Below are 25,394 nucleotides of genomic sequence, written 5' to 3'. Positions count from 1 at the left end.
TCATGTATGGCTAGTGAGTCTAGCAGCCGGTCTCCCTGCGCTCGGCGACCTCGAGCCAGCTCATCTCCAGTTCCTCGTGCTCGTCCCTGGCAGCGGACAGTTTCGTGTCCAGTTCCGACAGCAGCGCGGTGTCGATGTTGCCGTCCGCCGGGGCCGAGGCCTCCGCCATACGGCGGTTCAGGTCGTCCACGTTCGCCTGCACCTTGGACATCTTGCGCTCCAGCGCGCCGAGCTCCTTGGACAGCGCGCGGTCCTCCTGCGCGGACAACGCCGGCGCGGTCGGGGCTGCAGGTTCAGCCGTCTTGTCGGACGCCCCGCCGAGCGCCATGTTGCCGGTGTGCCGGTTCTCCAGGGCGGCCTGCTCGGCACGCCGGTCCAGGTACTGGGAGATCCCGCCGGGCAGGTTCGTCAGCCGCCCGTCGCCGAACAGCGCCCAGGTGGAGTCGCAGATCCGCTCCACGAGGTAGCGGTCGTGGGAGATCACGACCATGGTCCCGGCCCAGCCGTCCAGCAGACTCTCGAGTTCCTGCAGGGTGTCGATGTCCAGGTCATTGGTGGGCTCGTCGAGCAGCAGCACGTTCGGCTCCGCCATGAGCACACGGGTCAGCTGCAGTCGGCGGCGCTCGCCACCGGAGAGGTCACCGACCGGGGTGCGCTGACGCTTCGAGGAGAAGCCCAGCCGCTCGGCCATCTGCGAGGCGGTGAGCTCCTTGTCGCCGATCTGCACCCGGGAGGCCACGTCCTCCACCGCGTCGAGCAGCCGGCGGGCGGGGTCGAGGTCGTCGAGCTCCTGGCGCAACCAGCCGATCTTCACCGTGCGTCCCTCGACCCGACGCCCCGCCGCCAGCGGGTTCTCGCCGGCCAGGGTGCGCAGCAACGTGGTCTTGCCCGAGCCGTTCACACCGACCAGGCCGATGCGTTCGCCGGGGTTCAGCCGCCAGGTCAGGTCCTCGACCAGGGGTCGGCCGTCCGGGGTGGCCACGGTGGCGTCCTCGAGCTCGATGACCTTCTTGCCCAGGCGCCGGGTGGCGAAACTCATCAGCTCCACGGAGTCGCGCGGGGCGGGGACGTCCTGGATCAACGCCTCGGCCGCCTCGATGCGGTAGCGCGGCTTGGACGTGCGGGCCGGCGCGCCACGACGCAGCCACGCCAACTCCTTGCGCGCCAGGTTGGCGCGGCGCTGCTCGGCGGCGTCGGCCTGCCGGGCACGCTCGGCGCGGGCGAACGTCCAGTCGTTGTAACCACCCTCGTAGACGTCCACGACCCCGTCATGGACCTCCCAGGTGTGGTTGGCGACGGTGTCGAGGAACCAACGGTCGTGGGTGACCACGATCAGCGCGCAGCGCCGCGACAGCAGGTGCGACGCCAGCCACTGCACACCCTCGACGTCCAGGTGGTTCGTCGGCTCGTCGAGGATCAGCAGGTCCAGGTCCCTCACCAGCGCCGCGGCGAGGCCCACGCGACGGCGCTCGCCGCCGGAGAGCCCGGCCACCGGGGTGTCCAGGCCGCCCTCCCCCAGCTCGGCGACGCCGAGGCCGTGCAGCACCTCACGCACCCGCGGGTCCGAGGCCCACTCGTAGGTCTGCAGGCCCAGCGGTTCCAGGACGGACGCGCCGACGGTGTCGCCGGCGAGGTCGACGTCCTGCGAGACGCGTGCCATGCGCAGGTCGTTGTTGCGCGACACCCGGCCGGCGTCGGCGGTGTCGTCGCCGGAGAGGACCCGCAGCAGGGTGGACTTGCCGCCACCGTTCAGGCCGACGACGCCGATACGGTCGTCGGAGTTCACGCCCAGGCTGACCTTGTCCAGCAGGGTCTTGAGACCGTAGGACTTCTCGACGTTCTCCAGGTTGATCAGGTTGACCGGTGTTGCCATGGCGGTTCGGGGGGATCCTCTCGGTGGGGGTGTTACGCCCCAGCTACGATACGCGCCCCGTGTCGGCAGGACGCCGCGGTGGTGGTCGCTACGGCACGGCCGCCGACGCCCTCCGCCGCCAGCGTAGTCGCGACGTCGACCGCGTGGCCGCGGTCGCGGCACAGCATCGCCACCGTCGGCCCGGAACCGGACACCAGGCAGGCCAACGCTCCGGCGTCGCGTCCGGCGGCCAGCGTGCCACGCAGGTCCGGGCTGAGGCTGATCGCCGGGGCCTGCAGGTCGTTGACAACCGCGGAGTCGAGGTGGCGGGCGAGCTCGTCGACGTCGCCGGTGAGGATCGCGCGCTGGGCACCCTCGGGCCCCTCGGCGCGCAGGTCGGGACGCTCGCCGCGGGCTGAGGCCGCGCGCTGCTCGTCGAGCCGGGCGAAGACGTCCGCGGTCGACAGGCCGCGCGGGTCCATCGCCAGCGCCCAGTGGTAGGTGCCGCGGGTGAGCACCGGCACCAGGACGTCCCCCCGGTTCTGGCCGAGGGCGGTGCCGCCGGTGAGGCAGAAGGGCACGTCGGCCCCGATGTCGGCGGCGAGCACGGCGAGGGTGTCGTCGTCCGGACGCGGCACGCGGTCGAAGCCGGGGCCGTGCATGATCTCGCGGGTGGCGACCATCGCCGCCGCCGCGTCCGCCGAGCCGCCGGCCATGCCGCCGGCGACGGGTACACCCTTGTCGACCAGCACGTCCAGTACGGGGAAGGACGCCGCCGGCACGCCGGCGAGCCCGTCACGGTAGTGCTCCAGGACGCTCAGGACGCCGCGCACGGCGAGGTTGTCGGCCAGCTGATCGCCCACCGGCACCTTCGTGGCGTCGCGTCCGGTGACGGTGAAGGAGCCGATGAGCTCGGCCAGGTCGTCCGGCACACCCTCGTGGACGCCCGCCACGGTGAGCGTGACGGACTCGGTGAGGTCCAGTGCCTGGAAGACGGTGCGCAGCTCGTGGTAGCCGTCGTCGCGGGCGTCACCGACGGCCAGGTGCAGGTTGACCTTGCCCTGGGCGGTGGCGGTGACGGAACGTCCGACCGTCATGAGTTCCTGCCCGCCAACGACGCCACCGCCAGGTCCACGAAGGCTGCGGAGTCCAGCTTCTCCCCACGCTCGCGCGGGTCGATGCCCGCCCGGGTCAGCACCTCCTCGGCCGCCGGGCCGGAACCGAAGTAACCGGACAGCGCCGCACGCAAGGTCTTGCGGCGCTGCAGGAAGGCGGCGTCGGTGACGGCGAAGACCTCACGGCGCAGCGCGTCCTCCCCCAGTTCCTCCAGCTGTGCCTGCCACGGGCGGTCGGAGTCGTCCCAGCGGTCGACGCGCACCAGGCCCGAGTCGATCTTGGGCGCCGGCCAGAACACGTTCTTGCCGATCGTGCCGGCCTTGCGCACCCGGCCGTGGAAACCGGCCTTCACGCTGGGAACCCCGTAGACGCGGCTACCGGGGTCCGCGGCGAGACGGTCGGCGACCTCCAGCTGCACCATCACCAGCACCCGACGGATGCTGGGGAACACCTCCAGCAGGTGCAGCAGCACCGGCACGGAGACGTTGTAGGGCAGGTTGGCGACCAGCGCGGTGGGCTCCGCGATCTCCCCGCCGGTCAGGGTGAGCGCGTCGGCGGTGAGCACCGTGAGGTCGTCGGCACGCGAGGGCGCGAACTCGCCGACGGTCTGCTCCAGCCGTCCGGCCAGGCGCTTGTCGATCTCCACGGCGGTGACCTGTCCGACGGACTCCAGCAGCGCCAGGGTCAGCGACCCGAGCCCCGGGCCCACCTCCACGACATGGTCATGCTCCCCCACCTCGGCGGCCGAGACGATCCGGCGGACCGTGTTCGGGTCGATGACGAAGTTCTGGCCCAGGCGCTTGGTCGGGGTGACGTCGAGCTCCGCCGCCAGCTCCCGGATGTCGCCGGGGCCGAGCAGTCGGACGCCCGTGCTGTTCTCATGTTCCACGGTTGACCAGGATAGCCCACGTGCCCGCCGGGAACCGGACCACCGCTGTTAGCTCAGCCCCATCTTGGAGGTGCAGGCCGGCCAGGCGCCCCAGCCCTGTGCCGCCTGGACCTTCTCGGCCACGGCGATCTGCTGCTCACGGGAGGCCATGTGCGCCTCGGGGGCGTACTCGGTGCCGCCGTAGGCTGCCCAGGTGGACGGGGTGAACTGCAGGCCGCCGGAGAAGCCGTTGCCGGTGTTGGCCGACCAGTCGCCGGTGGCCTCGCACTGCACGAGCTCGTCCCAGACCGAACCGCCGGCCACCGCGGCAGCGGAGGCGGAGGAGCCGGAGGAGGCCTTCTTGGTGCCGCGGACCACGACGCGCTCGGTCGCGGGCTCCAGCTCGGTGCGGTCGACCACGTCGCGGCCGGTCTCGTCGCCGTTGGTGGTGGTGACCTTGAAGGTGACCTTCTCCAGGCCGGTGGAGCCCTCCTCGACGACCTCCTCCTCGCCCTCGGGCTTGTCCGGGTCCTCCTTGACCGTGACCGGCGGGTCGAAGGGACGCTCCTCGGTGACCTCGTCGGTGGTCACGCGGTGGACCTCGATGTGGGTGCCGGGGGTCAGCGGGGTGTCGGCGGACGGGGTGACGACGTCGTCCTCGCCGAGCGGGGTGCCGCGCAGCTCCAGGGCCTCGCCGACGGTGGCGGCGGCCAGGGACAGTCGCGCCGGCTCCTCGCCGGGGTTGCCGTCGTTGAGGGTGAAGTCGCGCGGCGTGGTGATGTTGAGTTCCATGCCGTCGACCGGGATCTGCGTGCCGGTGCCCTCGGACAGGGCGGCGGCGTTCTCCCCGTAGCCCAGCTCGGAGAGCAGGTCGGCGACGGTCAGGGAGGTGGTGTCCACGTCCTTGAGCTGGCCGTCCACGGTCACGGCGACCTGGCGTGCCGAGCGCACGGTCACGGTGCCGTTGTCCTCGACCTTCTCGTCGAGCCCCGGGGTGATCATGTCGCGGTCGGCGACGTCGACGTCGTTGTCCTCGAGCAGGCCGCGGATGTCCCCCGACATCGCACTTGCCTGCATGATCTCACCGTTGACGTCGAGGGTGACGTCCTTGTGGTTCGTGGCGACCACGGTGCCGCCGACGACGAGGACCGCCAGCATGCCGCCGGTCGCCGCGCGCAGCGGGACCGAGCTGGTGCTGTTGATGCGGTGCAGGGTGGACTTCTTCTTGGGGGACACGCGCTCTTCTACCTCCGGTGGCGTCGACCCTGCGGATCAGGGGCGGCGGTTCAGGCCATATCGAATAACGTTGGTCACGATACGGTAACGATTGGGTCACGATCAAGAAATCGCGGCTTCTCCCCCCGTTTCTGTCACCATGATCACACCCGCATGCCACTCCCGGCCCACAGGTCACACGGGCACCACCGTCTCAGATCCCGTACAACCGCCGTGCATTCGCCGTGGCCAACTCCCCGAGTTCCGCCGCGTCCATCCCCCGGGCCTCGGCCACGCACCGCGCGGTGTAGCCCACGTACGCCGGCTCGTTGCGGCTGCCCCGGTAGGGCTCCGGCATCATGTACGGCGCATCGGTCTCCACCAGCAGACGGTCCGACGGCACCAGCGCCGCCGCCTGCCGCAGCTCCTCGTTGCGCTTGAAGGTCACGTTGCCGCAGAAGCTCAGGTAGTAACCGCGCCCGACAGCCTCACGGGCCACCTCCAGCGGCGAGGAGAAGCAGTGCAGCATCACCGGTAGCTCCGCCGGGGCGTCCGCCAGCACCCGCATCAGGTCGCCGTCGGCCTCACGGTTGTGGATCATCAGCGGCTTGCCCACCTCCGCGGCCAGGTCCATGTGCCAGCGCAACGCCTCCTCCTGGACGTCCAGGGAGGCGGTGTTCCCCGGGTCGTGGGTGATCCAGTAGGTGTCCAGGCCGGTCTCCCCCACCGCCACGCACCGCGGGTCGGCCACCAGCTCGCGCAGGCGGTCGCGGACCTCCCCGGTCAGTTCGTCGGCCTTCGTCGGGTGCACCGCGCAGGCCGCCACCACGCGCTCGTCGGCGTGGGCGGCCTGCAGCGCCAGTTCCGCCTCGGCGATCCCGTCGCCGACGGTGCACACCCCGGCCACCCCGGTCGCCGCCGCGCGGTCCATCACCGCACGCACCGCCGCGGCGTCCTGCGCACCGCAGGACGCCAGGTGCGTGTGCGCGTCGAACAGGGCCCGCAGGGCCTCCGGCGGGACGGGTGTGGGGCGGGGCTTACGTCGTGACATGCCCCCAGGCTAGCTGGCCGGCAGGGACTCCCCGAAGAAGGCCAGCTCCAGGTCCACCGTGCGTCCGAAGTACTCGCGGGCCGTCTGCGGGTCCGACTCCCCCACCCGGTCGACCTCGTCGCGCAGGAACGCCACCAGATCGTGGAAGTCGGGGTAGTCGTGCAGGCGCACCCATTCGGCGTGCACGTGGCGCTCCGGGCGACCGCCGGGTGCCAGGGCGGTGTTCTCCGGCCGCGTGGTCCAGTCCAGGTACAGCCACTCGCACACCACCAGCACGCTGACCACCGCGACATAACTGCCGGACGCCGCGGCGTCGGCGAACAGCCGGCGGAACCCCGCCGTCGCCGGACGGTCCGGCACCGCGGCCCCGCCCTCACCGTCCTGCGCGCCGAGCTCCGCCATCGCCTCGACGAAGTAGGTGTCCTCGTCGCCGGCGACCTCCCCGAGGAACTGGGCGAAGCGGCGACGGGCCGGGTAGTTGTCCGCCGTGGCCACCGCGGTGCCGAGCAACGCCATGAACCCGTCGGCGAAACGGTAGTCCTGGACCAGGTACTCCGCCATCCGCGCGTCCGGCAGCGTGCCGGCGAACAGCTCCCGGACGAAACGGTGGGTCACCGCGGCGTCCCAGGTGTCGGCGTGCTCGGCGCGGAGCCGGTCGGTGAAGCGGGTGCCGGAGGTCATGGCCTACTCCGCCGAGGCCTGGACCGAGGCCCAGGACGGGCCGGTCTCGGCGAGCTCGGGATCCAGCTTCGTGAACAGCGGCGACGGCTTCGCCAGCGGGGTGCCCGCGGTGAGCTCGGTGCGTCCCCAGTGGGCCTGCTGGTCGTCGTAGTCGCCCATGATCACCGGGTAGCTGCGGCCCTCGGCCGGCAGACCCACACCCACCGGGGTGCGCGGCGAATCGTCGGTGACCTCCACGACCTTCGGCTGTGCGGCCCACACGCCGGTACCGCCGAGGGTCTCGAAGACCTGCTGCGCGGAGAACGGAAGGTACGGGGTCAGCAGCGTGTTCGCGTCCGAGACCACCTGCAGCGCGGTGTGCAGCACGGTGGCCAGGCGCTCACGCTGGGACTCGTCCTTCGCCAGCTTCCACGGCTCCTGGGCTGCGATGTACTGGTTGCCGCGGTCCACGATGCGCATCGCCTCGGCGATGCCCGCCTTGAACCGCGAGTGCTCCAGACACTCGGCGACGGTGTCGAACGCCGAGGCGGCGTCCTCCAGCAGGTCGGTGTCCTCGGCGGAGAGCTCGCCGGCGGCGGGCACCTCGCCGAAGTTCTTGTGCGCCATCGACACCGTGCGGTTGACCAGGTTGCCCCAGCCGTTGGCCAGCTCGGTGTTGATGCGGCGCACGAACTCGTCCCAGGTGAAGTCCGTGTCCATGTTCTCCGGGCCGGCGACGGCGATGAAGTAGCGCAGCGCGTCCGGGCCGAACTCCTCCAGGAAGTCGCGCACGTAGATCACCACGCCCTTCGACGAGGAGAACTTCGAGCCGGACATCGTGAGGAACTCCGAGGAGACGACCTCGGTCGGCAGGTTGAGCTCGCCGAACTCGCCGGCCTCGCCGCCGTGGGCACCCTTGCCGGCGTAGCCGAGCAGCTCACCCGGCCAGATCTGGGAGTGGAAGGTGATGTTGTCCTTGCCCATGAAGTAGTAGGACAGGGCCTCCGGGTCCGACCACCACTCGCGCCACGCGTCCGGCTCACCGGAGCGCCAGGCCCACTCGATGGAGGCGGAGAGGTAGCCGACGACCGCGTCGAACCACACGTAGAGCTTCTTGGCGTTGTTGTCCTGCCAGCCCTCGATCGGCACCGGGACGCCCCAGTCGATGTCGCGGCTCATCGCGCGCGGACGCATGTCCTTGAGCAGGTTGAGGGAGAACTTCAGGACGTTGGGACGCCAGCCCTCACGGGTGGTCAGCCAGCCTTCGAGCGCCTCGGCGACGGCCGGGAGGTCGAGCATGAAGTGCTCGGTCTCCACGAAGTCCGGGGTCTCGCCGTTGATCTTGGAGCGCGGGTCGATGAGGTCGGCAGGGTCGAGCTGGTTGCCGCAGTTGTCGCACTGGTCGCCGCGGGCGTCCGTGGCGCCGCACAACGGGCAGGTGCCCTCGATGAACCGGTCCGGCAGGGTACGCCCGGTGGACGGGCTGATCGCCCCGGTGGTGGTCTGGCGCAGCATGTAGCCGTTGTCGTTCAGGCCACGGAAGAGTTCCTGGACCACCGCGTAGTGGTTGCGGGTGGTCGTGCGGGTGAACAGGTCGTAGGACAGGCCCAGGCCGGCGAGGTCCTCCACGATGACGCGGTTGTAGCGGTCGGCCAGCTCCTGGACGCCCACGCCCTCCTTCTCCGCCTGCACGAGCAGCGGGGTGCCGTGCTCGTCGGTCCCGGAGACCATCAGCACCTTGTTCCCCGACATTCGCTGGAAACGGGCGAAGACGTCGGAGGGGACGCCGAACCCGGCGACGTGTCCGATGTGGCGGGGTCCGTTGGCGTAGGGCCAGGCGACGGCGGTGAGGACGTGTTTCGACATGCGACCAGACTAAGCCATGGCACGACGAAGGCGCGCACCCGGGGACGGTTTCCCCTGGTGCGCGCCGGCGTGCGGAGTGCGGTCGGCGGCTACTTCGAGCCGGCCTTCTCCGCGGAGTCGCCGCGCTTGCCGCGACGCCGCTCACGGGCGGCACGTGCCTCGGCGGTCTCCTGGTGCCGGCGCTCGCGCGCCAGACGCAGGGCGAAGGCCCGCTTCTGCTTCTCGTCGAGGAACAGCGGGTCCTGCGACAGACCTTTGTAGATCGACAGGCACAGGAAGCAGATGAGGATCACGAACGGGCTGGCCGCGATGATCGTCACGGACTGCAGGCTGTTGAGGGCGTCGTCGCCACCTGACAGCAGCAGGACGACGGCGATCAGTGCGGTCAGCAGACCCCACAGCACGGTGACCTTGCGGTCGGCGACGAGCTTGCCGTTCTGGCTCATCGTGCCCATCACCGTGGAGGCGGAGTCCGCCGAGGTGATGAAGAACGTGGCGAGCAGGACCATGGCGATGATCGAGGAGACGGTGCCCAACGGCAGGTCGTGCAGCAGGTTGAACAGCATGGTCTCCGAGTTGCCGTCACCGTAGATCTCGGAACCAGCGTTCTCCTGGTGGATGGCGCTGCCACCGAAGATGGAGAACCAGACCACGGAGACCGCGGTGGGCACGAGCATCACCACGAGGATGAACTCACGCACGGTACGGCCGCGGGAGATGCGGGCGATGAAGGTACCGACGAAGGGCGACCAGGAGATCCACCACGCCCAGTAGAACAGGGTGTTGCCGGCGAGCCACTCGTCCATGCCCGGCGAGGTGTCCGCCGTGCGGGCGGCCATGCCGAAGAACTCCTGCAGGTAGTTGCCGAAGGCGGTGGGGATCGTGTTGGCGATGACCACGGTCGGGCCCACGATCAGGACGAAGAACGCCAGGATCGCGGCCATGACCATGTTGAAGTTCGAGACGTACTGGATGCCCTTGCCGACACCCGAGTAGGCCGAGATCAGGTAGCAGATGCCGAGCACACCGATGATCAGCAGCAGCCAGCCGGTGCCCGGGTCGTCCACGATGTCGGTGGCGTTCAGGCCGGAGGCGATCTGCAGCGCACCGAGGCCCAGGGAGGCGGCGGTACCGAAGACGGTGGCGAAGATCGACAGCACGTCGATCAGCTTGCCCAGCCAGCCCTCGGCACGGCGCACGCCGATCAGCGGGATGAACGCCGAGCTGAGCAGCTGCTTACGGCCCAGGCGGAAGGTGCCGTACGCGATGGCCAGGCCGACGATCGCGTAGATCGCCCACGGGTGCAGCGTCCAGTGGAACAACGTGGTGGAGAAGGCCACCGGGTTGCTCTCGGTCGCCTCCCCGGGCACACCGTTGCGGTAGAAGTTCATCGGCTCGGCCACACCGTAGAACATCAGGCCGATGCCCATGCCGGCGGCGAACATCATCGCGATCCAGCTGGCCGCGTTGAACTCGGGCCGCTCGTCGTCCTGGCCCAGCCGGATGTTGCCGAACTTGCTCAGGGCCACGTACAGGATGAAGAACACGAACACCGAGCCGGCGATGATGTACACCCAGCCGAAGTCGGTGACGATGAAGTCCAGCGCCGCGTCGGCGAAGGAGGAGAAGCTGTCCGGGGCGACCAGACCCCAGACCACGACCGCGAGCACGATCACCGCGGCGAAACCGGTGACGGTCTTGTCGACCTTCGCGTTCTCGTCCTCGGCAGGGGGCGGCAGCATGTCCTCGGTGGCGACAGGAGAGATCTTCTCCATGTTGAGACCGGGATCCGTGAACGGGGCACCGTCAGCGTCGGTGCCCGGGGGGCCGATATCGTCTGATTGTGGGTTCTCTTCTGAAACGGACATGCAGACCACTCTGCCATACTCCCCGGACACGGGGCCCGGTCACCCCGGAGGGTGTGTCCGCCCGGTCACACCTGGCGCGCCGCCAGGACCGCCTCGTAGAGCTCCCGACGCGACACCCCGTGCGCTGCGGAGACCTCGCGGCTGGCGTCCTTGAGACGCAGCCCCTGGGCCACCTTCTCCTCGACCTCGTCGACCAGGTCCTCCGGGGACTTGTCGGTGCCGCCGGCCGACGCGGAGATCACCACCGTGATCTCGCCCTTCACCCCGTCCGACGCCCACTGCGCCAGCTCACCCAACGGCCCGCGGACGACCTCCTCGAAGGTCTTCGTGAGCTCGCGGCACACCGCGGCCTCCCGGTCCGCCCCGCAGACCTCCGCCGCGGTGGCCAGCGTGGCCGCCAGACGGTGCGGTGACTCGAAGAAACTCACCGCCCGGGTCGAGTCGCGCACCGACTCCAGCCACTGGCGCCGCGCACCGTCCTTACGAGGGGCGAAACCGTCGAAGGCGAAGTGCCCCACACCCACCCCGGACAGGGCCAACGCGGTCGGCACCGCCGAGGGGCCGGGCAGGCACGTGACCGGCACCCCGGCGTCCTGCGCCGCCTGGACCAGCGGGAACCCCGGGTCGGAGACCGAGGGCATGCCCGCGTCCGTGACCACCAGGACCCGCGCCCCCGCGGCGGCACGCTCCACCAGTCCGGCGGCCCGGTCGGCCTCGTTGTGGTCGAAGTTGGAGACCACCTGACCGGTGATCTCCACGCCCAGGGCGTCCGCCAGTGCGCGGGTCCGCCGGGTGTCCTCGGCGGCGACCACGTCGGCGCTGCCCAGGGCGTCGATCAACCGGATGGACGCGTCCAACGGGTCGCCCAGCGGCGTCGCCGCCAGGATCACCCCACCGCCGGCGAGGGGACGCCGCCCGGCGGCGCGCTGCAGCACGGTGGTCACGGTGGTCACGGTGGTCACGGTCCGGGGGTCCGGGGTGTTCTCCTGCATGGTCACCAGAGCCTACCCGCCGGGGGCGGAACCCCGGGCCGCGACGTATAGGATTGCCCACTGTGACGCAGACTCCAGCCACCACCGCCACCGCCGCCGCACCGCGGCAGCGTCCCCAGCGGGGTCCCCGGCGCTGGTGGACGATCCTGGCGACCCTGGGCGTGCTGGGCCTGCTCAGCCGACTGCCGTGGCTGTCGCACCCCACCGACGACGGCACCCCCGTCTTCGACGAGAAGCACTACGTGCCGCAGTCGTGGCAGATCGTGCGCGGCGGCATCGAGGACAACCCCGGCTACGGGCTGATCGTGCACCCGCCCCTGGCCAAGCACCTCGAGGCACTCGGCATGGCCGTGTTCGGCAACAACCCGTGGGGCTGGCGCATCGTGGTGGCACTGCTGGCGGTCGGCGTGATCCTGCTGATCGCCGCCACCGCCCGCCGCCTCAGCGGCTCCGACTGGGTCGGCCTGTCCGCCGGCGTCCTGGCCCTGTGCGACGGCATCCTCTTCGTGACCGGACGTTCGGCGATGCTCGACCACTTCCAGGTGTTCTTCGTCGTCCTCGCCGTGTACCTGCTGCTGCGCGACCACGGCGAGATGGAGCGGCGCTTCCGCCGCGTCCTGGCCGAAGGACGCATCGGCGACCGTCCACTGGGCCCGCGCCTGGGCTTCCGCTGGTGGCGCTTCGCCGCCGGCGTCGCCCTGGGTTGCGCCCTGGCGGTGAAGTGGTCGGGGCTGTACTACATGGCCTTCTTCGGGGTCACCGTGGTGGCGTTGGACTGGTGGCGTCGCCGTCGCTTCGGCGTGGAACGTCCCTTCCTCGGCACCGTGGGCCGCGACTGCCTGCCCGGCTTCGCCTCGATCGTGCTCGCACCGCTGGTCGTGTACCTGCTGTCCTGGCGGTCCTGGTTCGCCTCGGAGACCGGGGTCTTCCGCCACGAGGCCGAGGCCGGCAACGACCAGATCGCGTCCTGGGGACTGGACTTCCTGCCGGACACCTGGCTGAACTTCATCTACTACCACGTGTCCGTGCTGGGCTTCCACTCCGAACTGACCAACTCCAACGGCCACCACCACCCGTGGGAGTCCAAGCCGTGGGACTGGCTGGCGACCACCCGCGCCCTGCTCTACCACTCCTCCACCACCGCCGACGGGCACCGCGAGACCGTGCTGCTGATCGGTACGCCGGCGATGTGGTGGCTCTCCGTACCGGTGCTGCTGTGGGGCCTGTGGCGCCTGATCGGACGCCGCGACATGCGCTGGCTGGTGCCGGTCGTCGGCTACGCCGCCGGTTTCCTGCCGTGGCTGCTCAACGTGGACCGGCAGATGTACCTGTTCTACGCCACGAACCTGGCGCCCTTCCTCATCATCGGGCTGGCCCTGTGCCTGGGCCAGGTCTCCGGATGGTCGCTGCGAAAGACGGCGCGGGACGTGCCGGACGCCGCGGCGTCCGGCCAGGTGGGCGTCGTCGGCGAGCTGCGCGTCCTCGTCCTGGAGCGCACGGGCATGCTCGTCGCCGTGGCCTACCTGGTGCTGGTGGTGTGGATGTTCCTGTTCTTCCTGCCCATCTTCACCGGCATGCCGATCACCGACGAACAGTGGCAGCTACGGATGTGGCTGCCCGGCTGGACCTGAGTCGCCGGGGTCTCCCGGTCGCCAGCTGGAGTTCGCCTGCACGTCGTCCGGGCTGTAGCTGACCGGACGGGCCGACAGCCCGCGCAGGGACTGCCGCAGCGGGGCCACGGCGTGGTTGCGCGACAACCACACCCCGATCAACGCCGCACACGCCGCCAGGTGCAGCAGCAGGCCGGCGACCATCGTCACGTCCACCGCACCGTCCAGCAGCCCCAGCACCACGTCGCGGGTGGCGAACCCCGCTCCGAACCCCCACAACGCCAGGAACACCGGCAGCAGGCCCGGCGCCGAGCGCGGCCGCGCCGCGCCCCACAGCAACCCGGCGGCGAGTGCGAGGCGCACCGCCGCAGCGTCCACCGACAACGAGGCCACGTCCGGGTCGCCGGCGTTGCCCACCGCCCCACCCGGACCGTCCGCCGCCCCGGCACCGGTGCCCGCGGCACCGGTGAGCAGCAGCACCGACCAGGCGATGTAGCACAGCGCCACGGCCACCATCGCCAGTCGGCTGAGCACCAACGGCAGTGAGCGGTTGCGCAGCCGGTGCGACAGCTGCGGCGTCTCGTCGGCCAGGCGCACCATCGACGCCGCCAGCTCGCTCGCCTCCCCCGGGGCGTCCTGCGCGGGGCCCGTCGAGGACGCCAGCGACATACGCAGCCGACGGTTCAGGTCACTCGCCGCGGCGAACCACTCACTGCAGTCCGTACAGGCGGAGAGGTGCGTCTCGATCATGTCGTCGTCCACGCCGGACGGCGCGTCCTCCCCGTCGAGTTCGGCGGACAGGGCCGCGCGCACCGCGGCGTGGACGTCGTAGGGATCCTCCACCGACGTCACCCGAACCGCGAGAGCGCCTTGTCGAGGCTCGCCCGCCCGGCACCGAAGACGATGAGCATTACGCACGCGGCGAAGAGCACGATGACGAACTCCCCGCCACCGTCGGCGACGAACAGTCCGTTGCCCAGGTGCACAAAGTAGAACGCCGCGACCATGTCCAGGGCCAGCACGCCGGCTGCCGCCGGGGTCAGGAAGCCCAGCAACACGAGCGCGCCGCCAAGCATCTCCACCACCGACACCACCCACACCGACAACGTGGGCTGCGGGATGTGCATCGACGCCCACTGCTGGGCCGTCTGGTCCACCCCCACCTGGAAGACCTTGTCCCACCCGTGGGCGATGAAGACGACCCCGAGGGCGACACGCAGGACGAGGAGGGCCGCATCGCGGAAGGCAGGATTGTTCATGATGACGTCATCTTAACTCCCCCGGTGCCGCTACACCGCACGGATGTGGGGACCCCGCTCGTCGTAGTAGTCGTCGTACTCCTCGTACCCGTCGTAGCCGTCGTACTCGTCGCACTCCGCGTAGGCGGTGTAGTCGAGGTCGGCGAACTCAGGGTCGGCGTCGTCGCTCTCCAGCACCACCGCACCGGGACGCAGCAGCCGGTCGGGGACGCCGAGCTCACGGTCGTCGGTGTTGCGCACACCCAGGCGGGCACGACGCATCCGGGCGATCCGGCGACGACGCAGCTTCGCCTCCTCCACCACCTGACGACGCAGGTAGTACAGGTACACGCCCGACATGGCGACAGTGGCCACCACGGCCACCCACACCGCGCCGCCGAGGACGACCGCGGCCACGACCGAGACCACGCACAATGCCGCGAGCACGCACAGCACACGCTTCCGGCGGGTCTGACGGGCCTCCACCAGACGCTGCGAGGTCTCCGGGTCGTAGAAGCCACGACCACGGCGGGCCGCCGCGTAGTCCAGCTCCTCCGCCGTGAGCTCACCGTCACCGTAGGCGTCGTCGAGGACATCGGCGTCCCCGGCGTCAGCGGCGTCGGCGGGGTAACCCTCGTCGTCGACCGGGTGCTCGCCGGTGCCCACCGACACGTCGATGTCGCCGCCACGCAGGTACGCCGCCGGGATGCTGGTGAAGCGACCCGCGGTGGACTCGGCGTCCGGGTCGGTGAGCTGCTCGTCGGCCGGCTCATCCAGTGCCTCGAGGGTCTCGACCGGCTCCACGGCCTCAGCCTCGACGAACTCGGCGTCCCCGGCGTCTTCGGCCTCGTCGGCAACCACCTCGACGCTGTAGGCGTCGTCGTCCTCCGCGACGGCGTCCGGCGTCTCGTCGTCCGGCGCGACCGGGGCGAACTCGCCGGTGTCCTCCTCGTCGAGCGGACGGTAGCCGACGACCTCACCCTCGATGATCCCCGGCACGTCACGCCCGGTGTCGTCGATGATCACCCTCTCCGGCTCCGCCTCGACCAGCTCGATGTCCTCGTCGACATCGGCGTGGTACAGCGACTCCGCAGGCAACGGGCGCTTCCGCGGCCTGGAGATCTCCGAACCGCCCTCATGCAGCACACGCGTCTCCGACAGGGCCGTGGAGGTACGGCGCACCGGGGACTGGTTACGCAGGAACAGGGGCGCGAGCAGAAGAAGCCAGACGACCGCGATCAGGATCAGAGAGCTGAGGGAGCCGAACACTAGCGGCCTTTCCTTTCACCGACGACAGGGTCTACACGGGGGTCTACACGAAGATCTACGAGCAGGGAATAGATACTGACCCGACGATACGTGCCACCGCCCCCGCGGGGACGCAGGCGCGCCGCACCGTGTCGGTTCAGGTCGGTTCCGTTACAGCCCGCGCCGTTCCTCCGCCGTCAACCCCACCAGCAGGTGGTCCTGCCACTGACCGTTGATGTGCAGGTTGCGCCGCAGCAGCCCCTCCTGCCGGAAACCCACCTTCTCCAGCACGCGGCGGGACGAGACGTTCGACTCCAGCACGGTCGCCTCCACCCGGTGCATGCCCACCTGCGTCACCGCGTGTTCCACGCCGAGCCGCACCGCGGCCGTCGCGACGCCGGAGCCACTGAACCCGGAGTACACCCAGTAGCCGATCCAGCAGCTGCAGACCACACCGTGCTGCACGTTGCCCAGGGTCAACTGGCCGGCGAACGCACCGTCGACCTCGATGGCGAAGGGCAGCAGGTGCCCCTCCACCGCCAGGGACGTCAGGCCCGCGTAGTTGCGCCGCCACACCGCGCGGGTGTGGGACTCCCACCACGGCCCCGGCACCGTGGGCTCGACCGGGCGCAGCAGATGCTCGTCGGCGTTGCGGAACTCCGCCCAGTGCCGCCCGTCGCGCCTGGACAACGGCCGCAGGCGCACCTGCCCCAGTGCGGTGGGCAGGGAGGGGGTCGTGGCGGGCCAGCCCGGGTGCCGGACCGACCGGCCGGTGAGGAACACGGGTGTCCTCACACCCTGTTCGTCAGGAACATCACGTCGACGACCTCGCCGGGCTCGACGCGCGTGCGGTCACCGGGCACCACGATCAGGCAGTTCGACTGGCCGTGGCTGCCGAGCAGGTGCGTGGGCTCCCCGCCGGCGGTGGCACCCAACGGGTCCACGAGGAACTCGCGGGTCTCCCGGTCGCGCATCAGCTGGGCGCGGATGAAACCCCGACGGTGCGGGGCGGACTCCAGCCCGGCGATGGTGCGCGCCTTGACCACCCGACGCATCGACTGCCGCTGACCACGCAGGATCTGCACCAGCGGACGCACCATCACCTCGAACGCCACCAGCGCGGCACTCGGGTTCGACGGCAGCAGGAACGTGGGCACCCGGTCTGCGCCAAGGATGCCGAAGCCCTGCACCGAACCCGGGTGCATCGCCACGCGTGAGACGTCCAGCTCACCCATGCCCGACAGGATCTCGCGCAACCGGTCACTGGACGCACCGCCCACTCCCCCGGAGATCACCAGGATCTCCGAACGGATCAGCTGGCCCTCGATGATGTCGCGCAGCCGACGGTCCTCACCGCCGACGATGCCGAGCCGGTTGACGTCCGCCCCGGCCTCGCGTCCGGCCGAGGCCAGCGCATAGGAGTTCACGTCGTGGACCTGTCCCAGCCCCGGCTCACGGTCGATGTCGACCAGTTCCGGACCGAAGGTCAGCACCGCCATCCGCGGCCGCGGGTAGACCAGCACCTTGGAACGTCCGACCGCGGCCAGCAGGCCCACCTGTGCGGCGCCGATGACCGAACCCTGCTCCACGACCACGTCGCCGGGCTGCACGTCGGACCCCGCGCGGTGGATGAACTGGCCGCCGGCCACCGGACGCAGGGCCTCGGTGCGACGCCCGTCGTCCTCCGCCCAGTCCAGCGGGACCACCGCGTCGGCGAGGGTGGGGATCGGCGCGCCGGCCTGCACCCGCACCGCCTGGCGCGGCTGCAGACGTACCGGACGGTGCGAGCCCGCACCGACGTCGCCGACCACGGGCAGCCGGGCGGACGGCACGTCCGGGTCCACGCTGCCGGCGTGGCGGACGTCCACGGAACGCACCGCGTAGCCGTCCACGGCGGCCTGGTCGAAGCCGGGGACGGAGACCTCCGCCTCGACCTGTTCGGCGCACCGCAGACCCAGTGCCTCTGAAATCGCGGTGCGCACCGGTTCCGGTGTTACTGCCGCGGCGCTGACCGTGGCCAGCTGCTCCTCAACAGTTCTCACGTGGGCCGTCCTCACGGTGTCTCGGTAGGGGAAGTCGGGGTGTACGTGCAGGTTCTACTCGTGCAGACTCTACCGCCTCGACACCCCACAACAGCAGAAGGTGGCGCCCATGTCGGGCACCACCGTCGAGAAGTCCTGCCAGGGTCACTTGTCGAGTCGCTGCTCCAGCCACTTCTCCAGCGACGGTCCGTAGGACGGGTCGTCCAGCGCGAAGTCCACGCAGGCGCGGATGAAACCACCCGGGTTGCCCAGGTCATGGCGGTTGCCGCGGTGCACGTAGACGTGGACCGGGTGGCCCTCCTCGATCAGCTTCGCGATCGCGTCGGTCACTTGGATCTCCCCGCCCTTGCCCGGCTCGGTGCGGCGCAGCGCGTCGAAGATCGAGCGGTCGAGCAGGTAGCGGCCGGTGGCGACGATGTTGGACGGCGCGTCCGCCGCGTCCGGCTTCTCGACCATGCCGGTCACCCGGCGGACCTGGTCGCCGAGCTCGTCGTCCGGCTCGGCGACCTCGAAGACGCCGTAGTTCGAGACCTCGTCCTCCGGCACCTCGAACCCGCACAGCACGGTGCCGCCGAGGCGCTTACGCACCTCGATCATCTCGTTCATCACGCCGAACGGCAGCACGAGGTCGTCCGGGAGCAGAACGGCGAAGGCGTCCTCGTCCTCGTCGAGGGCGTCCTCGGCGCAGCCGATGGCGTGGCCGAGGCCCAGCGGGCGGTCCTGGTTCACCGACACCGCGGTGATCATCTCGTTGACGGCGCGGACCTTGTTGAGCTGGTCGGTCTTGCCGCGGGACTCGAGGGTGTCCTCCAGGAGCTCGTCGCGGTCGAAGAAGGCCATGATCCCCTGCTTGCGGGGTGAGGTGACCACCGCGAGACGGGACGCGCCGGCCTCGGAGGCCTCCTTGGCGATCAGTTCAATTCCGGGGGTGTCGACGACAGGGAGGAGTTCTTTGGGAACTGTCTTGGTGGCAGGCAGGAAACGGGTGCCCAGGCCTGCGGCAGGTACCACGACAGTTCGGATCCCACCGGTGGGAACGCCGTCGGCGACGACGTCTGGAGAGCCGGAGGGAGCAGTTGAGTTGGTAGTTGCCATGACACGAATCCTACAGGCGTCACCCCCAGTTGGCCGGGCGAGAACACACCGTGGCCCGAAAAACGGGCACGCCGGCCTCACCGCCACCACCCCCGGAGGTATTACCATCAGGGCCTATGGGTGACGACGCCGTGACAAACACCACCGCAACCGCGAAGCGTGCGGTGCGTGCCCGCGTCCGCGCGGCACGCGGCGCGGTCCCCGAGGAGGAACGCAGCCGCCGCGACGCCGCCATCGCGGCGAACCTCCTGGCGCTGCTGCAGGACGCCGCCCGCGCGTCCTGCCCCGGGGCCGTGGCCGCCTTCGCCGGACTGCCGGGCGAACCCGGCGGGGCGGCACTCCCGGACGTCCTGCGTGACGCCGGCCACGAGGTCTGGCTGCCGGTGGTCGCCGGCCCCGCACGTCCGCTGACCTGGTTGCCCTACCAGGGCGAACACTCCACGCGCACCGGTGCGTTCGGGATCACAGAACCTGAGGAAACACCGGAGGTTCCGGCACCGATATCCACCCTGGAACTGACAACCAGGTTAGACGCCCTGGTCATCCCCGCACTCGCCGTCGACCGTGACGGCACACGTCTGGGGCAGGGCGGCGGATTCTACGACCGCACGCTCGTCGACGTCACCGGCGCCGCGAAAACTGGCAGAATTGTGGCAGTCGTGGACCACGAGGAATTCGGGGTCGACGTCCCCCGCACCCAGCTGGACATCTCGGTCGAGTGCGTCGTGACCGACTCGGGCAGCTTCCCGACCACCACGGCCAGCCGGGACCACCGGTAGACCGACCAACATCACCCGGTTCAACCAGCACAAGGAGAGCATCATGCTCAAGGGTTTCAAAGACTTCATCACCCGCGGAAACGTGATGGAACTCGCCATCGCCGTGATCATCGGTGCGGCGTTCACCGCCATCGTCACCGCCATCTCGGACTCCCTGATCCAGCCGTTAATCAACTGCTTCGGCGGCACGGAGGTCGACGGGCTGAAGTTCCAGCTGCGCTCCGGCATGGAGAGCACCCAGATCGACCTGGGTGCGATCATCACCGCGGCGATCAACTTCCTGATCATCGCCGGCGTGGTCTACTTCCTGCTCGTCGCCCCGATGAACAAGCTCAACGAACTCAACGCCCGGCGTAAGGGCATCGACCCGGAGGAGACCGTGGCCTCCGAGGTGGACCTGCTGGTCGAGATCCGTGACCTCCTGGCGAACCAGAGCGGCCTCACCTCCGCGTCCAACGGGCTCGCCGGCGAGATCCCCGACACCACCGGCACCACCGGCACCGCTGACTCCACCGGCAGCTCGACCGAGACCGGCGGACGGCACTCGGCACGCTGACCCCCTTTCGCGTCACCAGTGGGGAGGGCGCTGACCCTCCCAGAAATCCTCCCCGAATCCCCCGTCATCGGCCGGACGCTGTGCGTCCGGCCTTTCCCTGCTTCCCTGGCTGCCCAGGTTGATGTCCAGATCGAGGTCCGGGGCATGCCCCTTGCCCAGCACGCCCGTCCTACGACGGCGTCTCATGCCCTGCTGAGGTCCGCGATGACGTGGCGCACCAGAGGGCACAGCGTGGCCATTCCGTCGCGGATCGCACCGCGCGTGGCGGCGAGGTTCACCACCACGGTGGACCCGGACACCCCCGCCACACCACGCGACAGCCCGCCGTCGACGGCGTTGCAGGCCAGCGCGGACGACCGCAGTGCCTGGGAGAGACCCGGGATCCGCTTGTCCAGGACCGCCTTGGTGGCCTCCGGTGCCTTGTCCCTGGGGCTGACGCCGGTGCCGCCGACGGTGATGACCAGGTCCGCGCCGCCGACGACGGCGGTCTCCAGTGCCTGGCGGACCGCGGACTTGCCGGACTCGACGGTGAGCACCGCGTCCACCATGTAGTCCTCCTCGGCGAGGAGTTCCGCCACGAGCTCACCGGACTGGTCTGCGTCGTCCGGATGGTCGGTGACGATCACCACGAGGGCGTGCAGCAGGGAATGGCGCGGGTTGTTCGACTCCCGGCCGTTCTCCTGGATGTCCATGGAGCGGAAGACCTCGTCCCCCGGCTCGGTGATCTCGGCGTCGAGGCGTTCGATCGACTCCTGCTCCACGCGGGCGAAGTCCTCGATGCCCGGCACGGTGATCACACCGGCCGAGTCTTCGGTCTCGTCGGTGTCGACATAGTGTTCTTGGGACATGATGGTGAGCTCCTCAGGTACTTCTCAGCCCGTCGCGGTGTGCGGGGTCCCGTCAACGGTATCCGGAGAACGGCCCGCTGTATAGGTCTAGGGGGTTGAATGGTCGCGGACTAGTCGTCCTCGGACGCCGACAGCGTCACACCGATCTCCCGTTCATTGCCACCGTTACCGTCGGTGACGGTCAGCGTGACCTCGTCTCCGACGTTGTGGGACCGGATGGCGGCGATGAGGCTCACGCCGCTGTCCACGATCCGGTCGTCGACCTTGGTCACGATGTCGCCGTCGCGGATCCCGGCGTCTGCCGCCGGACCGCCGCCGACGACCTTGACGATCTCGGCCCCGTTGGAGGAGGTCTCGGTGCCGGTGTTGACCGTCGCCCCGATGACCGGGTGGGTGGCCGAACCGTTGTCGATGAGCTGCTGGGCGGTGTCCTCCGCCTGGTTGGAGGGGATGGCGAAGCCCAGGCCGATCGACCCGGACTCCCCGCCCATCTCGCCGCCGAGGGTGGCGATCACCGAGGGGATGCCGACGAGCTCACCCTGGAGGTTGACCAGGGCACCGCCGGAGTTGCCCGGGTTGATGGCGGCGTCGGTCTGGATGGCGTCGATCAGCGACGCCTCGCCGCCGTCCTCACCGCCGGCCTGCACGGGACGGTTCATCGCCGATACGATGCCGGTGGTCACGGTCGAGGACAGGCCGAGCGGCGAGCCCACGGCTACCACGGTCTCGCCGACCTGGAGGGAGTCGGAGTCGCCGATGGCGATGGGCTGCAGGTCGTCGGCGCCGTTGGCCTTGACCACGGCGAGGTCGGTCTGGGGGTCGGTGGCGACGACGTCGGCCTGCAGCTGGCGCCCGTCGTTGGTGGTGACGGTCATCTCGCCCTCGTCGGAGCCGGAGACGACGTGGTTGTTGGTGAGGATGAGCCCGTCGGAGCTAATGATCGAACCGGAACCCTCAGCACCACCCTGCTGGGTGGTGACCTGGATGGAAACGACACTGGGGAGCACGTTCGAGGCGACGTCCTCCACCGTTCCCGGGTCGGGGTCGGAGGTGTTCTCCCTCTCACCGCTGCCCGAGCTGTTCAGGGAGGACGTGACGCCGGAGCTGCTGTCGCCGTTCTGGACGATGCCGGCGGTGACGGCCGCCGAAGCGACACCGACCGCGAGCACCAGGGCGGCGACCACCGGGGTGGAGAACCTGCGGGGAGAGTCCTTCGTCGCCGCAGGCGCGCCGCCCGTGGGAAGTTCGGGCCCTGCCACGGGGTAGCCGGGCATCCCCTCGTTGCTGGGGTACTGGCTGGACAGCGCCTCCCAGTGTCGCTGCTGTGCGCCGGGGTCGGAGAAGCCGGACTGCCCGTCGGGCGCGCCCTGCCGGTAGTCCGGTGAGGTCCTCCCCCAGGCGTCGGTCCCCGCCTCGTGTGATCCGCCTACGCCGGCGGGGCCGCCTGCGCCGTTGTAGTCGTTGCCGTTCCGATCTTCCCCGGACATCTGACTCTCCTTCGCCGGCGTGTCCCGTCGGCTGACTCAACTATGTTCTGACGTAACTAATTATGGCTGACCCAGATTGACGTCCCGTCCGCGCCGCCTGACAGTGTGATCGGAACGTGTGCGCGCCACACACGGCAAGCGTGGGGCGCGCACTCAGCATTCTGCCAGCAGGAGGGTTTACGGCGCGTCGTCGCGCAGCACGTAGCCCACGCCGCGCACGGTGTGGATGACCCTGGACTCCCCACCGTCCTCCGTCTTACGACGCAGGTAGCCGATGTAGACCTCCAGGGCGTTACCGGACGTCGGGAAGTCGTAGCCCCAGACCTCCTCGAGGATCTTCGTGCGGCTGAGCACCTTGCGCTGGTTGCGCATCAGCAGCTGCAGCAGGGCGAACTCGGTACGGGTCAGGCTGATCTTCCGGTCACCGCGGCTGACCTCACGGGTCTCCGGGTTCAGCGACAGGTCCTCGAAGGCGAGGGGCTTGACCTCGACGCTCTTGGCGACGGCGGTACGCACGGACCGACGGTGCAGGGAGCGCACCCGGGCGAGCACCTCCTCGAGGGCGTACGGCTTCGACATGAAGTCGTCCGCCCCGGCGTCGAGGCCCGTCACACGGTCGGAGACATCGGTACTTTCGGAGAGCATGAGTATAAGGACGTCGTTTCCGGCACTTCGGAGGTCGCGGCACACTGTGAGGCCGTCGACCCCCTCGAGCTCGACGTCGAGGATCACCAGGTCCGGTGACTCCTGACGAATCTGACGGAGGGCGTCGTCACCGTCTCCCGCCGAAGCTACGTCGTAGCCGTTGAACGTGAGAGAGCGACGTAGAGAGTCCCTTACCGTCTGATCGTCGTCGACAACAAGAATCTTCATCCCGCCATTCTGCACCAGGACCACGCGGAAACGACACCGCTATGCCGAAACCACAGTCAACTGACAGGGAACCGTCAACCGACTCGAACTAGCATGCGCGGCGAACAGCACGGACGCGGGAACATTGCCAGGATGCAACGTAAGAGGCTCCCGCGGGGGCGGTACGGCAGAAGACGCGAGGACGCCCCCGCCGACAGTGTCGGCGGGGGCGTCCGGGTAGTGCGCGAACGTGGTCGCGAACTAGTCGAGATCGACCAGACCCAGCTTCGCGGCCTTCATCAGGCGACGAGGGATCTGGACCTCACTGCCGTCGATCTTCGCGGTCTGGAGTGCGACGTTGTCGGACTTCCAGTTCGAACGGCGGTGGTGGGTGTTGGCGCGGGAAAGACGGCGCTTCGGAACTGCCATTTCTTAGCCCTCCTCGTTCTTCTTGGTACGGCGAACACGGTTGCCGTAGCGACGCTGGAACTTCTCGACGCGACCGGCGGTGTCCATGACACGCTGTGCACCCGTCCAGAAGGGGTGGGACTCGCTGGTGACGTCAACGACGATCAGCGGGTACTCGTTGCCGTCCTCCCACTCCACGGAGCGGTCGGAGGTGGCGGTGGAACGCGTCAGGAACTGGTGGCCAGTGCTGGCGTCCTTGAAGACCACCGGGTGGTAGTCGGGGTGGATATCGTTCTTCATTCTCAATCCCTCAGGGTTGTGCGCCAGGTCGGTCCCTCGCCCCGGACACCGGAGTCGGTGCCCGGCACGGCAGGTCGTGCCTGGGTCGGGTTTGGAGTGTGGGCGCGTCCGTGCAGAAATGACGACATGCAGGGCGCAACACGATCTGTCATCCTATCCCCTGCACACCCGTGGTGGAAAATCGCCGGCCGGCCCGGACCTCTCCCCCACAACGATTATGCCTGCACGCCACCATGGGGTAGTGTCGTGCAACGCTGTTGTCTTAGTAAACGTCATCGCACGCGCGATCGGCCCCAGACAGTGCCCCGGCCCCACATCCCGTCTAGATGTGGGTTTTCGCAGTGGTGTCCTCCACTGTCGGCGCGGCACGAGGGACCGCTTACGCGGGCGGAAGGAGAAAGATACCCATGTCGGCACATTGCCAGGTCACGGGTCGGAAGCCGAGTTTCGGCAAAACCGTCTCGCACTCGCACCGCCGCACGAACCGCCGCTGGAACCCGAATATCCAGCGCCGTTCGTTCTACCTGCCCTCCGAGGGTCGTTCCATCACGCTGAACGTCTCCACCAAGGGCCTGAAGACCATCGACAAGAACGGCATTGAAGCCGTCGTCGCCAAGATCCGCGCACGTGGGGAGAAGATCTGATGGCACGTAACGATATCCGCCCCATCATCAAGCTGAAGTCCACCGCGGGCACCGGTTACACCTACGTGACCCGCAAGAACAAGCGGAACAACCCGGACCGGATCACGCTCAAGAAGTTTGATCCGATCGTCCGGAAGCACGTCGAGTTCCGCGAGGAGCGTTAATCTATGGCTAAGAAGTCCAAGATCGCGAAGAACGAGCAGCGTAAGGAAATCGTCGCTCGCTTCGCTGAGCGCCGTGCCGAGCTCAAGGCGATCATCAAGAACCCGAACTCCACCGACGACCAGCGTGCCGAGGCTCAGTTCGAGCTGAACCGTCAGCCGCGCGACGCCGCCCCCGTGCGTGTTCGTAACCGTGACGCCGCCGACGGCCGTCCCCGCGGTTACCTCCGCAAGTTCGGTCTGTCCCGTGTCCGCGTCCGCGAGATGGCTCACCGCGGTGAGCTGCCCGGCGTTCGCAAGTCCAGCTGGTAAAAGGGAGCACACGCATGAAGCGCACCAACCACAAGAAGGCGCGGCTCGAGCAGTCCCGCCGCCCGAAGAAGAACCCGCTCAAGGCCGAGGGCATCGAGACCGTCGACTACAAGGACTACGCACTGCTGCGTAAGTTCATCTCCGACCGCGGAAAGATCCGTGGCCGCCGCGTCACCGGCCTGACCCCCCGCCAGCAGCGCGAGGTCGCCACCGCGATCAAGAACGCCCGTGAAATGGCTCTCCTGCCGTTCCACAGCCGCTGATCCTGCCTCGGACTCCGACGTAGCAGCAGCGCGCGTTTAACTAAGACCTTCTGAACCCCGTCC

General features: G+C 69.4%; 27 protein-coding genes. 7 read left to right on the top strand and 20 right to left on the bottom strand.

From position 1 onward, the window contains the following. Positions 1–19: 19 nt before the first annotated feature. The 9 genes from ACT3S3_RS10600 to rsmI all read right to left on the bottom strand — a co-directional run bounded on the left by ACT3S3_RS10600 (position 20) and on the right by rsmI (position 11,488). Complete coding sequence (locus ACT3S3_RS10600; RefSeq protein WP_441579800.1) at positions 20–1,873, bottom strand: ABC-F family ATP-binding cassette domain-containing protein; 1,854 nt, start codon at positions 1,871–1,873, stop codon at positions 20–22. A gap of 32 nt (positions 1,874–1,905) precedes the next feature. Beyond that, positions 1,906–2,949, bottom strand: a complete 1,044-nt coding sequence (locus tag ACT3S3_RS10595) for a 4-(cytidine 5'-diphospho)-2-C-methyl-D-erythritol kinase (protein WP_301442725.1) — start codon at positions 2,947–2,949, stop codon at positions 1,906–1,908. After that, positions 2,946–3,857: a 16S rRNA (adenine(1518)-N(6)/adenine(1519)-N(6))-dimethyltransferase RsmA gene (gene rsmA, locus ACT3S3_RS10590; RefSeq protein ID WP_301442726.1), complete on the bottom strand. Its 912-nt coding sequence runs from the start codon at positions 3,855–3,857 to the stop codon at positions 2,946–2,948. The genes ACT3S3_RS10595 and rsmA overlap by 4 nt, the downstream gene beginning before the upstream one ends. Before the next feature lie 48 nt (positions 3,858–3,905). Beyond that, positions 3,906–5,072 carry a resuscitation-promoting factor gene (locus ACT3S3_RS10585; RefSeq protein ID WP_301442727.1) on the bottom strand — a complete coding sequence of 389 codons (1,167 nt, stop codon included), beginning with the start codon at positions 5,070–5,072 and terminating at the stop codon, positions 3,906–3,908. A gap of 193 nt (positions 5,073–5,265) precedes the next feature. Then, positions 5,266–6,102: a TatD family hydrolase gene (locus ACT3S3_RS10580; protein ID WP_444614709.1), complete on the bottom strand. Its 837-nt coding sequence runs from the start codon at positions 6,100–6,102 to the stop codon at positions 5,266–5,268. A 9-nt stretch (positions 6,103–6,111) separates the two neighbouring features. After that, positions 6,112–6,783, bottom strand: coding sequence for a TenA family protein (locus ACT3S3_RS10575; protein ID WP_444614710.1), 672 nt, complete (start codon positions 6,781–6,783; stop codon positions 6,112–6,114). Positions 6,784–6,786: 3 nt separating this feature from the next. Further along, entirely contained in the window at positions 6,787–8,628 is a 1,842-nt protein-coding gene (gene metG, locus ACT3S3_RS10570; protein ID WP_301441945.1) for a methionine--tRNA ligase, read from the bottom strand. A gap of 89 nt (positions 8,629–8,717) precedes the next feature. After that, positions 8,718–10,370 (bottom strand): BCCT family transporter, encoded by a 1,653-nt coding sequence (locus ACT3S3_RS10565; RefSeq protein WP_444626754.1) that lies wholly within the window; start codon positions 10,368–10,370, stop codon positions 8,718–8,720. 191 nt (positions 10,371–10,561) lie between these two features. Continuing rightward, positions 10,562–11,488, bottom strand: a complete 927-nt coding sequence (gene rsmI, locus ACT3S3_RS10560; protein WP_444626752.1) for a 16S rRNA (cytidine(1402)-2'-O)-methyltransferase — start codon at positions 11,486–11,488, stop codon at positions 10,562–10,564. A 62-nt stretch (positions 11,489–11,550) separates the two neighbouring features. On the opposite strand from rsmI, the gene ACT3S3_RS10555 reads away from it, so the two are divergent. Next, complete coding sequence (locus ACT3S3_RS10555) at positions 11,551–13,119, top strand: dolichyl-phosphate-mannose--protein mannosyltransferase (RefSeq protein ID WP_444614711.1); 1,569 nt, start codon at positions 11,551–11,553, stop codon at positions 13,117–13,119. Here ACT3S3_RS10555 and ACT3S3_RS10550 read toward each other — a convergent pair. The 6 genes from ACT3S3_RS10550 to ACT3S3_RS10525 form a co-directional block, all read right to left on the bottom strand. After that, the gene (locus ACT3S3_RS10550; RefSeq protein ID WP_301441948.1) at positions 13,090–13,941 is read right to left on the bottom strand and encodes a zf-HC2 domain-containing protein; all 852 of its coding nucleotides are present in this window, start codon (positions 13,939–13,941) and stop codon (positions 13,090–13,092) included. The genes ACT3S3_RS10555 and ACT3S3_RS10550 overlap by 30 nt on opposite strands. Positions 13,942–13,946: 5 nt before the next feature. Further along, the gene (locus ACT3S3_RS10545; protein WP_301441949.1) at positions 13,947–14,357 is read right to left on the bottom strand and encodes a DoxX family protein; all 411 of its coding nucleotides are present in this window, start codon (positions 14,355–14,357) and stop codon (positions 13,947–13,949) included. Positions 14,358–14,387: 30 nt separating this feature from the next. Next, complete coding sequence (gene sepX / locus ACT3S3_RS10540; protein ID WP_441579329.1) at positions 14,388–15,605, bottom strand: divisome protein SepX/GlpR; 1,218 nt, start codon at positions 15,603–15,605, stop codon at positions 14,388–14,390. Between the two features lie 150 nt (positions 15,606–15,755). Next, positions 15,756–16,379 (bottom strand): GNAT family N-acetyltransferase, encoded by a 624-nt coding sequence (locus ACT3S3_RS10535; protein WP_444614712.1) that lies wholly within the window; start codon positions 16,377–16,379, stop codon positions 15,756–15,758. After that, positions 16,376–17,626, bottom strand: coding sequence for a molybdotransferase-like divisome protein Glp (gene glp / locus ACT3S3_RS10530; RefSeq protein ID WP_301441952.1), 1,251 nt, complete (start codon positions 17,624–17,626; stop codon positions 16,376–16,378). The genes ACT3S3_RS10535 and glp overlap by 4 nt, the downstream gene beginning before the upstream one ends. Positions 17,627–17,770: 144 nt before the next feature. Next, positions 17,771–18,721, bottom strand: a complete 951-nt coding sequence (locus ACT3S3_RS10525; protein WP_301441953.1) for a UTP--glucose-1-phosphate uridylyltransferase — start codon at positions 18,719–18,721, stop codon at positions 17,771–17,773. A 116-nt stretch (positions 18,722–18,837) separates the two neighbouring features. Between ACT3S3_RS10525 and ACT3S3_RS10520 the strand changes: the two genes are divergently transcribed. Both ACT3S3_RS10520 and mscL read left to right on the top strand, forming a co-directional pair. Beyond that, positions 18,838–19,500, top strand: a complete 663-nt coding sequence (locus ACT3S3_RS10520) for a 5-formyltetrahydrofolate cyclo-ligase (protein WP_444614713.1) — start codon at positions 18,838–18,840, stop codon at positions 19,498–19,500. 43 nt (positions 19,501–19,543) lie between these two features. Then, a complete protein-coding gene (gene mscL, locus ACT3S3_RS10515) occupies positions 19,544–20,056 on the top strand; it encodes a large conductance mechanosensitive channel protein MscL (RefSeq protein ID WP_441579326.1) in 513 nt (170 codons plus the stop codon). Positions 20,057–20,238: 182 nt separating this feature from the next. Here mscL and ACT3S3_RS10510 read toward each other — a convergent pair whose 3' ends face one another. From ACT3S3_RS10510 to ACT3S3_RS10490, 5 genes are all read right to left on the bottom strand, one after another. Next, on the bottom strand, positions 20,239–20,904 hold the full coding sequence (locus tag ACT3S3_RS10510) for a MogA/MoaB family molybdenum cofactor biosynthesis protein (RefSeq protein ID WP_301441957.1): 666 nt from the start codon (positions 20,902–20,904) through the stop codon (positions 20,239–20,241). A gap of 110 nt (positions 20,905–21,014) precedes the next feature. Continuing rightward, positions 21,015–22,391 carry a S1C family serine protease gene (locus ACT3S3_RS10505; protein ID WP_301441958.1) on the bottom strand — a complete coding sequence of 459 codons (1,377 nt, stop codon included), beginning with the start codon at positions 22,389–22,391 and terminating at the stop codon, positions 21,015–21,017. A gap of 177 nt (positions 22,392–22,568) precedes the next feature. Further along, entirely contained in the window at positions 22,569–23,264 is a 696-nt protein-coding gene (locus tag ACT3S3_RS10500) for a response regulator transcription factor (RefSeq protein ID WP_441579324.1), read from the bottom strand. A 240-nt stretch (positions 23,265–23,504) separates the two neighbouring features. Further along, the gene (gene rpmF, locus ACT3S3_RS10495) at positions 23,505–23,672 is read right to left on the bottom strand and encodes a 50S ribosomal protein L32 (protein ID WP_301441960.1); all 168 of its coding nucleotides are present in this window, start codon (positions 23,670–23,672) and stop codon (positions 23,505–23,507) included. Positions 23,673–23,675: 3 nt separating this feature from the next. Next, positions 23,676–23,951: a type B 50S ribosomal protein L31 gene (locus ACT3S3_RS10490; protein ID WP_038546832.1), complete on the bottom strand. Its 276-nt coding sequence runs from the start codon at positions 23,949–23,951 to the stop codon at positions 23,676–23,678. Between the two features lie 407 nt (positions 23,952–24,358). Here ACT3S3_RS10490 and rpmB point away from each other — a divergent pair, with 407 nt between their 5' ends. The 4 genes from rpmB to rpsR are packed head-to-tail and all read left to right on the top strand — an operon-like array spanning position 24,359 to position 25,331. Beyond that, positions 24,359–24,595, top strand: coding sequence for a 50S ribosomal protein L28 (gene rpmB / locus ACT3S3_RS10485; RefSeq protein ID WP_301441961.1), 237 nt, complete (start codon positions 24,359–24,361; stop codon positions 24,593–24,595). Further along, positions 24,595–24,759, top strand: a complete 165-nt coding sequence (gene rpmG, locus ACT3S3_RS10480) for a 50S ribosomal protein L33 (RefSeq protein ID WP_010187624.1) — start codon at positions 24,595–24,597, stop codon at positions 24,757–24,759. Before rpmB ends, rpmG begins: the two co-directional genes overlap by 1 nt. A gap of 3 nt (positions 24,760–24,762) precedes the next feature. After that, positions 24,763–25,068 (top strand): 30S ribosomal protein S14, encoded by a 306-nt coding sequence (rpsN, locus tag ACT3S3_RS10475; protein ID WP_301441962.1) that lies wholly within the window; start codon positions 24,763–24,765, stop codon positions 25,066–25,068. Between the two features lie 14 nt (positions 25,069–25,082). Then, positions 25,083–25,331 carry a 30S ribosomal protein S18 gene (gene rpsR, locus ACT3S3_RS10470; RefSeq protein WP_038546820.1) on the top strand — a complete coding sequence of 83 codons (249 nt, stop codon included), beginning with the start codon at positions 25,083–25,085 and terminating at the stop codon, positions 25,329–25,331. The last annotated feature ends 63 nt before the right edge of the window (positions 25,332–25,394 follow it).

This window comes from Corynebacterium sp. AOP40-4SA-5 (assembly GCF_052377355.1).
Taxonomy (GTDB): Bacteria; Actinomycetota; Actinomycetes; order Mycobacteriales; family Mycobacteriaceae; genus Corynebacterium.
This window is presented reverse-complemented; position numbering and strand designations above follow the sequence as displayed.